Raw genomic sequence first — 10,319 nt, forward strand, 5'->3', positions numbered from 1 at the left:
AAATTTCACTCTGCTGCGCTGCTTCTATGACAGCGCAGGTAGGCTTGCAATTATGGTCGCGCTAACGCGCCCCGCCCTTGAGCGCCGCGACGCCGGGCAGGTCCTTGCCCTCCATCCATTCCAGAAACGCGCCGCCGGCGGTCGAGATATAGGTGAAATCCTCGGCCGCCCCGGCCCTGTTCAGCGCGGCAACGGTATCGCCGCCGCCGGCCACCGAAATAAGCTGGCCCGCCCGCGTGCGCTCGGCCGCATGGCGGGCGGCGGCGTTGGTGGCGGCATCGAACGGCGCGATCTCGAACGCGCCAAGCGGGCCGTTCCAGATCAGCGTTCTGGCGGCATCCAGCGCCTCGACAATCCGTTTCACGCTTTGCGGGCCGGCATCGAGGATCATCGCGTCATCGGGGCACAGATGGACCGCCAGCGTCTCGTGCGAGGCATCTTCGGCGAATTCGCGCGCAACCACGATGTCGGCGGGCAGGATGATGTCGCACCCCTTGTCGGCGGCCTTGGCCATGATCTCGCGCGCGGTTTTCGCCATGTCACGCTCGCGCAGCGATTTGCCCACATGCAGGCCCTGCGCCGCAAGGAAGGTGTTGGCCATGCCGCCGCCGATGATCAGGCTGTCCACCTGCTCCACCAGGTTGCTCAGCAGATCCAGCTTGGTCGATACCTTGGCGCCGCCGACAACCGCGACGACGGGCCGCTTCGGCGTGCCCAGCGCGGCCTCCAGCGCCTGCAACTCGGCCTGCATCAGGCGCCCGGCGCAAGAGGGCAGCAGATGCGCGATGGCCGCCGTGCTGGCATGGGCGCGGTGCGCGGCGGAAAAGGCATCGTTGCAATAGATATCGCCCAGCGCGGCAAGGCGGGCGGCAAACTCTTCGTCATTCGCCTCCTCGCCGGGATAGAAGCGAATATTCTCCAGCAGCAGCACATCGGCGGCCTCGGCCTCGGCCGTCAGGTTCTCGGCGCCGTCCAGCGTTTCGATCAGGCGGACCGAGCGGCCCAGCGCGCCCTGCAGCGCGGGCAGGATCGCGCGCAGCGACAGGTCCAGCACCACCTTGCCCTTGGGGCGGCCGAAATGGGCGATCAGGATCGGCTTGCCGCCCTTGGCCAGAATGTCCAGAACGGTGGGCACGATCCGCTCGATCCGGGTGGCGTCGGTGACGCGTCCGGCCTCGACCGGCACGTTGATATCCACGCGCGTCAGCACCCGTTTGCCGCGCAGGTTCATATCGTCGAGGGTTTTCCAGCTCATGCGCCTATCCTTGCCTTGGCTTTGCCGCGCTTGTCTTGGCGATTGCGCGCGCATGCGTCAAGGTCGGGCGCTTGGCAATCGGCCCGCCAGCGCCTAGATATCGGGGCAATGCCCATCAACAGGAGGCCCACATGGCCGAGATCAAAGACCCCGAAAACACCATCCTGATCGAGCTGAAGGACGGCACCGTCGCGATCGAGCTTCTGCCCGACGTCGCCCCCGGCCATTCCGAGCGCATGAAGGAACTGGCGCGCAGCGGCGCCTATGACAACGTGGCCTTTCACCGGGTGATCGACGGCTTCATGGCACAGACCGGCGACGTGGCCAACGCCAACATGGAAAAGGACTATAACCCCCGCGCCGCAGGCACCGGCGGCAGCGACCTGCCCAACCTCAAGGCCGAGTTTTCCAAGATTCCGCATGACCGCGGCACACTTGGCGCGGCGCGCAGCGCCAGCCCCGATAGCGCCAACAGCCAGTTCTTCATCAACTTCAAGGACAACCATTTCCTGAACGGCCAGTATACCGTCTATGGCCGCGTCATTCAGGGGATGGAGCATGTGGACAACATCGCCAAGGGCGAGCCGCCCGCGAACCCCGACCGCATGATCAGCGTCAAGGTGGCCTCCGATGCGTAACATTCTGGCAGCAACCCTGATCCTCGCCGCCGCCCCCGCGCTGGCGACCGAGCTGAAAATCGACGTCGCGGGCGAGGCCAACGGCACCATCACCATCGATCTGTTCGAGGATGTCGCGCCCGCCCATGTCGAGCGCATCACGACACTGGCGCGGCAGGGCGCCTATGACGGCGTCGTCTTTCACCGCGTGATCGACGGCTTCATGGCGCAGACCGGCGATATCGAATTCGGCAAGCTGGAGGGCGGCGACATGAGCCGCGCCGGCATGGGCGGCTCGGACATGCCCGATCTGCCAGCCGAATTCTCGGACCGCCCGTTCGAGGCCGGCACCGTTGGCATGGCGCGCAGCAACGATCCCGATAGCGCCAACAGCCAGTTCTTCATCAACTTTGCCCCCGCCGGTCATCTGAACGGCCAATACACCGTGGTCGGCCAGGTGACGGACGGCATGGACGTGCTGAACGCGATCAAGCGCGGCTCGGGCGGAAATGGCGCCGTCGTCGGGCAGCCCGATGTGATGACCACCGTCACGGTCGCCGAGTAGGCTTGGCGCCGCGCGAACATGCCACGGGCCATGAGCCTCTGAACACGCTCAAGCCCGTGGCAACGGACATCTGGCTGATCGACGGGCCTGCCGTGTCCTTTTACGGCATGCCCTATCCCACGCGCTGCACGGTCATCCGGCTGGCGAACGGCGATCTCTGGGTCCACTCCCCGACACTGCTGACGGATACGCTGCGCGACGAGCTGGGCGCGCTGGGCCCGGTCGCGCATCTGGTTGCGCCGAACTGGCTGCACTACGTCAATATCTCCGACTGGCAGCGCGCCTATCCCGGCGCGATGGCGCATGCCGCCCCCGGCGTGGCAGAGCGCGCCGCGCGGCAGGGCCTGCCCTTGCAGTTCGATGCGCAGATCGACCAGACGCCGCCGCGCGCGTGGGACGGCCAGATCGACCAGATGATCGCGCGGGGCAGCAGGAAACACCGCGAGGCGGTGTTTCATCACCGCAAATCGTCCACGCTGATCCTGACCGACCTCATCGAGAATTTCGAGACACGGCACCTGCCGGTCTGGATGCGTTCCCTGGTATGGCTGGCCGGAATAGACTCGAGCGACGGCAAGATGCCGCCGGACATGCGCATGACCTTTCGCAAGACGCCGCTGGCCGAATCGATCGAGGCAATGATCGCATGGCAGCCACAGCGCCTGATCCTCGCCCATGGCCGCTGGTACGGGCGCGATGCGGTCGGCGAGCTGCGCCGCGCCTTCCGCAGGGTCCTGCGCGATCGCGAATGGACCGCCGCCATGGCGCAGATCGAGGCGGGTCGCAAAAAGCCCCCCGCAGACTGATTGCGGCAACCGGGAACGGCCCCGCCCATTTCGGGCCTTGCCCGATGCGCCTGATTGGCCGACGATGCGGCATCATTCCGGGCATCTTCTGGCGCAGACACGCCAGACAGTAGGAAAGGGCAAACCCATGTTCGACAGCACCCATATCAGCGAGGCGGTGGCGTGGCGTCATGACCTGCACCGCCACCCCGAGATCGCCTATTGCGAGACGCGCACATCCGATATGATCGCGCGGCTTCTGGACGGCTGGGGCTGGCAGGTGACGCGCGGGTTGGCCACGACCGGCGTGGTTGCGACGATGGGGGATGGCGGCGGCCCACGCATCGGCATGCGCGCCGATATCGACGCGCTGCCGATCACCGAGGTGACGGGGCTGGACCATGCCTCGACCACGCCCGGCATGATGCATGCCTGCGGGCATGACGGGCACACCGCCATGCTGCTGCTGGCCGCGCGCCAGATCGCGGTCGAGGGCGTGACGGGCAGCACCGTTCAGCTGATCTTCCAGCCCGCCGAGGAGGCAGAGGCCGGCGCGCGCGTGATGATCGAGGACGGCCTCTTCGATCGGTTCCCGTGCGATTCGGTCTATGGCATCCACAACTGGCCGGCGCTGGCGCCCGGGCGCATGGTGGCGCGCGATGCCGAGATGATGGCGGCCTTTGCCGTCTTCGACATCACCATCACCGGAAAGGGCGGTCACGGCGCCATGCCCGAGCAAAGCGATGGCGTGGTCGCCGCCGCCGCGCGCATCGCCGCCGCCGCGCAGGAAATCCCCGCGCGCGATCTATCGCCGCTGACGCCCGGCGTCATGTCGATCACGCAGATCCATTCCGGCTCGGCCTACAATATCTGTCCGGACAGTGCCGCGCTGGCCGGCACGGCGCGCTGGTTCGATGCAGATGCCGGCGATACGCTGGAGCGGCGACTGGGCGAGGTCGCGCAGGGGATCGCCGCCGCGCATGGCTGCACCGCCATTCTGGACTACCAACGCCGCTATCCCGCCACCATCAACACCGCGCCCGAGGCTGCCATCGTGCGCGAGATCGGCGATGCGATGGGGCTGGACACCTCCGACACGGACCCCAGCATGGCATCCGAGGATTTCGCCTTCATGCTGCAAAAGGTGCCGGGCGCCTATCTGTGGCTGGGCGCGGGGCGCGCGGGCGCCAATCCGGGCCTTCACGCCGCCAGCTATGATTTCAATGACGAGGTGCTGCCGATCGGCGCGGAATTCTGGGTGCGTCTGGCGCGGCATGCCACGCGCGGCTGATGGACAGCCTTGACCCCCGGTTCTTGCGCGAATTCCTTTGCGTCGCGCAGGAAGGGTCAATCCGGCGCGCGGCGACGCGGCTGAATATCGCGCCCTCGGCCATCAGCCGCAAGATCACCGATATCGAGGCGCGGCTGGGCGCGCCCTTGCTGGAGCGCAGCGCGCAGGGTGTCGCGCTGACCGGCGCGGGGCGGCTGATGCAGGAACACGCGCTGCACCTGCAGGACGAGCAGACGTTCCTGCTGGACCAGCTTGGCCGCTATGGCGACGGTGCGGGGCACGCGGTGCGTATCGCCGTGGGCGAGGGGTTCACCGCCGATCTGATGCAGAACGGGCTTGCCCCGCTGGCCCGCGCGCATCCGGACCTGCGCTATCGCATAGATCAGGCCGGCACGGGCGCATTGCAGGACCGCGTGGTGCTGGGCGAGGCGGATATCGGCATCGCCTACAACCCGGCCCCAAGCGAGGCGATCCGCTCGCTTGCCCTTGGGCGCCAGCCGCTTTGCGCGATCGTGCCGGCCGGTTCGCCGCTGGCAGCGCGCGCGTCGGTGCGCCTGCGCGAGGTGCTGGAGCAACCGCTCGCCCTGCTTGATGCGCGCCATGCCATCCGCACGTTGGTGGGCCGCGCCGCGGGCGATCAGGGGCTGGCCCTGCGCCCGCAGATCGAGACCAGCTCGATCACGTTGCTGATCCGCTATGTCTGCGCTGGGATGGGAGCGACATTCCTGCCGCGCTTTTCGGTGTCGATACAGGCCGCGCGCGGCGAATTGGCGATTGTCCCCGTGCAGGAGGCCTCGCTACAGCAGGTCAGCGCCCACCTGATGGTCCGCGCGCGCCGCCGCCTGCCGAAATCGGTCGAACTGGCCGCGACGTTTCTGGCGCAGAACATGATCGCCTTTCGTGACTGACGCGTGTTGCGCCCTGCGCAACGCCCTGTAGCTGCTTTGCGCACTATTTGTGTGCGCCCCGGCTTCCGATAGTCGGCCGGACCCGAATTTCACCAGCAGGAGGGCGCCATGCCACAGACAGAGCAGATCCGCGCCGGAATCATCGGCCTTGGCGCCATGGGCATCGGCATGGCGCAGACCCTTTCCCGCAATGGGTTCGAGCCTGCGGCCTTCGATCTGTCCGAAACCGCCCTGTCCCGCGCGACCGACGCGGGCGCCGCCGCCATGCCCAGCGCGGCGGACGTGTTCGGGGCCGCGCAGGTCATCGTGCTGTCCCTGCCCGCCGCCCATCACGTCAAGGCCGTGATCGCCGAGGCCGAGAGCGCGGGCCACCTGGCCCAAGGCAGCGCGCCGCGCATCGTGATCGACACATCCACCTCCGAGGCCGAAATCAGCCGCGCGCTTGCGTCCCGTCTGGCCGCCGCCGGGCATGGCTTTGTCGATGCGCCGGTCAGCGGCGGGCCCTCCGGCGCCGCCGCCGGAACGCTGGCGATGATGCTGGGCGGCGAGGAGGCGCATGTGGCGCGCGCCATGCCCGTGCTGGAGGCGCTGGGGCAAAAGATCATCCATGTCGGACCCAGCGGCGCGGGGAACGTGGCCAAGCTGGTCAACAACATGCTGGTCGCCAGCCACATGATCACCACGCTGGAAGCCCTCAAGCTGGCCGAGGCCTCCGGCGTCAGCGCCGAGGCGGCGCTTGGCGTCATCAATGCCGCCACCGGCCGCAGCGCGATCAGCGAGATCCACTACCCCACCTGGGTGCTGCCGCGCAGTTTCGACAGCGGCTTCTCGACCGGGCTGATGCGCAAGGATGTGCGGCTGGCACTGGAAATGGCCGCCGCAAAGGGCTGCGCGATGCCGCTGGCCGATCTGGTCGCCGAGCTGTGGAGCGAGGGCCGCTCGGGGCTGGCCGACGATGACGATTTCATGCTGATGGGCGATCCAGGCGCGGCCCGCTTCGAAGGAGACGAAAGATGAGCGATATTTCAAACCGCGTGGCCGAGCTGCTGCAGGAATTGCTGGGCGTGCCGGATGTGCAAAGCTATGTCGCGGGCAGCTTTCAGCCCGGCACCGGCGATGAGCTGTCCCTGACCGACCCGGCCACCGGCACCGTTTTCGCGACCTATCGCGATGCGGGCGAGGATGTCGTCGCGCAGGCCGCCGAGGCGGCGCAGGACGCGCAGGCCGAGTGGTGGGCGAAAACCGCGTCCGAGCGCGGGCGCATCATGTTCGAGATCGGGCGCCAGATCCGCGCCCATGCCGCGCCCCTGTCCGAGCTGGAATGCATCTCCACCGGCCGCCCCATCCGCGACACGGGCGGCGAGCCGGGCCGCATGGCCGAGATGTTCGAATATTACGCCGGCTGGTGCGACAAGATCACCGGCGACGTGATCCCGGTGCCCAGCACGCATCTGAACTATACCCGGCACGAGCCGATCGGCGTCGTCGCGCAGATCACGCCGTGGAACGCGCCGCTTTTCACCTGCTGCTGGCAGGTCGCGCCGGCGATCTGTGCAGGCAACGGCGTGGTGCTGAAGCCGTCGGAGCTGACCCCGCTCAGTTCGCTGGTCATCGCGGTTCTGTGCGAAAAGGCGGGCGTGCCGCGCGGGCTGGTCAACGTGATCGCGGGCGCCGGGCCGACAAGTGGCCGCGCGATCATCGACCATCCGGCCACGGGGCTGGCCGTCTTCGTCGGCTCGGCCGAGGCAGGCAGCGCGATTGCCGCGCGCGCCGCGCTGAAGCCCATGCCGGCGGTGCTGGAGCTGGGAGGCAAATCGGCGAACATCGTCTTTGCCGATGCCGATATCGACCGCGCCGTGATCGGCGCCCAAGCGGCCATCTTTGCCAGCTGCGGGCAAAGCTGCGTGGCAGGCTCGCGCCTGTTGGTCCAGCGCTCGGTCCATGACGAGATGGTGGAGAAGCTGGCACAGGCCAGCGCGCGCATTCCCGTTGGCATGCCGAATGATGCACAAACGCAGATCGGGCCGGTCAACAACGCCGCGCAGTGGCAGAAGATCGACACGATGGTGCGCGCCGCCGCCTCAGGCGGCGCCAGCATCGCCACCGGCGGGGCCAAACCGGACGCGCTGAAGGCCAGCGGCGGCTATTTCTATGCACCCACCATCCTGACCGGCGTGACCCCCGAAATGGAGATCGCCCGCGAGGAGGTGTTCGGCCCGGTCCTGTCGGTCCTGACATTCGAGACCGAAGAAGAGGCCATAGCGCTGGCCAACGGCACCCCCTACGGGTTGGCCGGGGCGGTCTGGACGCAGGATGTGGGCCGCGCGCACCGCATGGCGGCCCGCATCCGCGCGGGTACGTTCTGGGTCAACAGCTACAAGACGATCAACGTGATGTCGCCTTTCGGCGGCTTCGGGCGGTCGGGCTATGGCCGCTCTTCGGGGCGCGAGGCGCTGGCGGCCTATACGCAGACCAAATCCGTCTGGGTGGAGACGGCCGAGGATCCGGCTGTCGGCTTTGGCTACGCGCCGGGCTGAACGGTTGCCAAGGCAGGCGACCGCGGCTTAACTGAGAGCAAAGCGGAAATGTGCAATCCTGCACTGTCGAGGGAGGGACAAAATGCAACGAACCATGGATATGGTGCTGGACTGGCGGCTGCATCTCAGCGTGCTGGTCATCACCATCATAAGCGAGCTTATCGGCGTGATCGCCATTCCCATCGGCATCGGGTCGATCCTGCTGCTGCCGCTGCTGTATGCGTTCATCCTGGGCCTGCTGATCAACCCCAACGTCATCAAGGGCGCGGGCGTCTGGATCAAGGATAACGACGTCAGGGCCGCGTCGCCGCTGATCGTCATCGCGATCATGCCCTTCATCGCCAAGTTCGGCACCATCATCGGCCCGCAGATGGAGCAGATCATCGACGCCGGCCCCGCGCTGCTGCTGCAGGAGCTGGGCAACCTCGGCACCATCGTCATCGCCTTCCCGGTCGCCGTGCTGGCGCTGCGGATGGGGCGCGAATCCATCGGTGCGTGCTTTTCCGTCGCGCGCGAGCCGAATATCGCGATCATCGCCGACAAATACGGCCTGAAAAGCCAGGAGGGCGCCGGCGTGATGGGTGTCTATGTCATCGGCACGCTGTTCGGCACCTTCATCTTTGCCATTCTGGCGTCGATCTTCGCCACCGCGGGCCTTTTCTCGGTCGAGGCGCTGGCGATGGCCTGCGGCATCGGCTCGGGCTCGATGATGGCGGCCTGCACGGGCGCGCTGGCCAGTGCGGTGCCCGAGATGAAGGAACAGATCCTGGCGCTGGCCGGGGCGTCGAACGTTCTGACCTATGCCACCGGCATCTATCTGGGCGTCTTCGTGGCGCTGCCGATCACCGAAAAGCTGTATGACCTGATGGGGCGCAAGGACAAGTCCGCACAGGCGGGAGAGTGACCATGAACACGAGCGATACACAATTTGACCCCACCCAGGAGCGCAAGCTGAGCCTGTCCGCACATGCGATGGTGCTGGTCATCGTTTGCCTGATCGGGCTGGTCGGCAATACGGTGGCGACGGACATTCCCATCGCCGACGGGTTTGTCGGGCTGATCGTGCTTTACGTGATCTCGATGATCGGCCTTCTGCTGACCGAAATGGTGCCGGTCAAGCTGCCTTCGGTGGCGTGGATCTCGCTGGTCGGGATCCTGCTGACCCTGCCGTGGACACCGGGCAGCGAGTGGATCATCGCGCAGGCCACGAACGTCAACTTCCTGACGCTGGCCACGCCGTGCCTGGCCTATGCGGGCATCGCCATCGCCCAGCAGGAGATCGACATCGCCAAATCCTCGGGGTGGAAGATCTTCATCGTCGCGGTGCTGGTGATGACGGGCACCTATGTCGGCTCGGCCGCCATCGCGGAGCTGTTCCTGTAACGCCGCCGCGCGCGTGACATGAGGGGCGCGCAGTTGCGCGCCCCTTTTTGCAATGCGCCCCTTTCACCTGTCTGGCGGGATCGTTACTCCGGCGGCACCATCACGAAAGTGCCGCCCATGTCCCTGCCCGACATCCTGCTCCTGACCGTCGCCGCGTTTTTCGGCGGCGCGATCAATGCCATCGCCGGTGGCGGCAGCTTTCTGACATTCCCGGCGCTGGTCTTTACCGGCGTTCCCACCATCGCCGCCAACGCGACCAGCGCGGTGGCCGTCTTTCCCGGCTACCTGAGCAGCGCGCTGGGATTCGTGCAGGAGTTGCGGCAGGTGCCCGCGCGGCAGCTGTGGCTGCTGATCGGGATCTCGGCGCTCGGCGGCTTTCTCGGCTCGCTCTTGCTGCTGGTATCGTCGCCGGGGGTGTTCGCCATAATCGTGCCGTGGCTGCTGGGCTTTGCCACGCTACTGTTCGCGTTCGGCAAGCGCGTCGCGGACTGGGCGCAGCGGCATGTCAACGCCGAAGGCTGGCAGGCCAACGCGGCGGGCCTGCTCGTCTGCATCTATGGCGGATATTTCAACGGCGGGCTGGGCATCATCCTGCTGGCGCTGCTGTCGGGGCTTGGCATGCGCGATCTGAACATGATGAACGGGCTGAAGAACGGCATGTCCTTTGCAGTGTCGGGTGCGGCGGTCGCGACATTCGCGCTGGCCGGGCTTGTCCACTGGCCCGAGGCGGCGCTGATGATGATCGCGGCCACCATTGGCGGCTATGTCGGCGCGCGGGCCTCCCGCCGGGTGCCTGCGCATGTGGTGCGCGCCGCGGTGGTCGTCATCGGGACGACAATGACGGCGGTGTTCTTTGCGCGGATCTGACGCGGGGCTGGACATGGCAGGGCGATCGGGCCGAAGATGGGTGCGGCGCCGCTGCCTGCCTCGGAACACAATTGCCCAGCGGCGCGTTGTGTCAGGTAAACGGAGTGTCCG

General features: G+C 67.1%; 11 protein-coding genes. 10 read left to right on the plus strand and 1 reads right to left on the minus strand.

Features of this window, described 5'->3' with window-relative positions; all coding sequences use genetic code 11:
• Nucleotides 1-61 precede the first annotated feature (61 nt).
• Nucleotides 62-1,255, minus strand: coding sequence for a phosphoglycerate kinase (locus tag DC366_RS06790; RefSeq protein ID WP_108691463.1), 1,194 nt, complete (start codon nucleotides 1,253-1,255; stop codon nucleotides 62-64).
• Between the two features lie 131 nt (nucleotides 1,256-1,386).
• Between DC366_RS06790 and DC366_RS06795 the strand changes: the two genes are divergently transcribed.
• From DC366_RS06795 to DC366_RS06840, 10 genes are all read left to right on the plus strand, one after another.
• Nucleotides 1,387-1,893: a peptidylprolyl isomerase gene (locus DC366_RS06795; protein WP_108691464.1), complete on the plus strand. Its 507-nt coding sequence runs from the start codon at nucleotides 1,387-1,389 to the stop codon at nucleotides 1,891-1,893.
• Nucleotides 1,886-2,437, plus strand: a complete 552-nt coding sequence (locus DC366_RS06800) for a peptidylprolyl isomerase (protein ID WP_108691465.1) — start codon at nucleotides 1,886-1,888, stop codon at nucleotides 2,435-2,437. Before DC366_RS06795 ends, DC366_RS06800 begins: the two co-directional genes overlap by 8 nt.
• A gap of 2 nt (nucleotides 2,438-2,439) precedes the next feature.
• Entirely contained in the window at nucleotides 2,440-3,243 is an 804-nt protein-coding gene (locus DC366_RS06805) for a DUF4336 domain-containing protein (protein WP_243405060.1), read from the plus strand.
• Between the two features lie 127 nt (nucleotides 3,244-3,370).
• Nucleotides 3,371-4,513: an amidohydrolase gene (locus DC366_RS06810; protein WP_108691707.1), complete on the plus strand. Its 1,143-nt coding sequence runs from the start codon at nucleotides 3,371-3,373 to the stop codon at nucleotides 4,511-4,513.
• Entirely contained in the window at nucleotides 4,513-5,421 is a 909-nt protein-coding gene (locus DC366_RS06815) for a LysR family transcriptional regulator (RefSeq protein WP_108691466.1), read from the plus strand. Before DC366_RS06810 ends, DC366_RS06815 begins: the two co-directional genes overlap by 1 nt.
• Before the next feature lie 108 nt (nucleotides 5,422-5,529).
• The gene (locus DC366_RS06820) at nucleotides 5,530-6,438 is read left to right on the plus strand and encodes an NAD(P)-dependent oxidoreductase (protein WP_108691467.1); all 909 of its coding nucleotides are present in this window, start codon (nucleotides 5,530-5,532) and stop codon (nucleotides 6,436-6,438) included.
• Nucleotides 6,435-7,958, plus strand: a complete 1,524-nt coding sequence (locus DC366_RS06825) for an aldehyde dehydrogenase family protein (protein ID WP_108691468.1) — start codon at nucleotides 6,435-6,437, stop codon at nucleotides 7,956-7,958. The genes DC366_RS06820 and DC366_RS06825 overlap by 4 nt, the downstream gene beginning before the upstream one ends.
• A gap of 82 nt (nucleotides 7,959-8,040) precedes the next feature.
• Nucleotides 8,041-8,862, plus strand: coding sequence for a DUF3100 domain-containing protein (locus tag DC366_RS06830; protein ID WP_108691469.1), 822 nt, complete (start codon nucleotides 8,041-8,043; stop codon nucleotides 8,860-8,862).
• A 2-nt stretch (nucleotides 8,863-8,864) separates the two neighbouring features.
• Complete coding sequence (locus tag DC366_RS06835; RefSeq protein WP_108691470.1) at nucleotides 8,865-9,341, plus strand: hypothetical protein; 477 nt, start codon at nucleotides 8,865-8,867, stop codon at nucleotides 9,339-9,341.
• 117 nt (nucleotides 9,342-9,458) lie between these two features.
• Nucleotides 9,459-10,208: a sulfite exporter TauE/SafE family protein gene (locus tag DC366_RS06840; protein ID WP_108691471.1), complete on the plus strand. Its 750-nt coding sequence runs from the start codon at nucleotides 9,459-9,461 to the stop codon at nucleotides 10,206-10,208.
• Nucleotides 10,209-10,319: the final 111 nt, after the last annotated feature.

The sequence above is a fragment of the Pelagivirga sediminicola genome (assembly GCF_003072125.1).
Taxonomy (GTDB): Bacteria; Pseudomonadota; Alphaproteobacteria; order Rhodobacterales; family Rhodobacteraceae; genus Roseovarius; species Roseovarius sediminicola.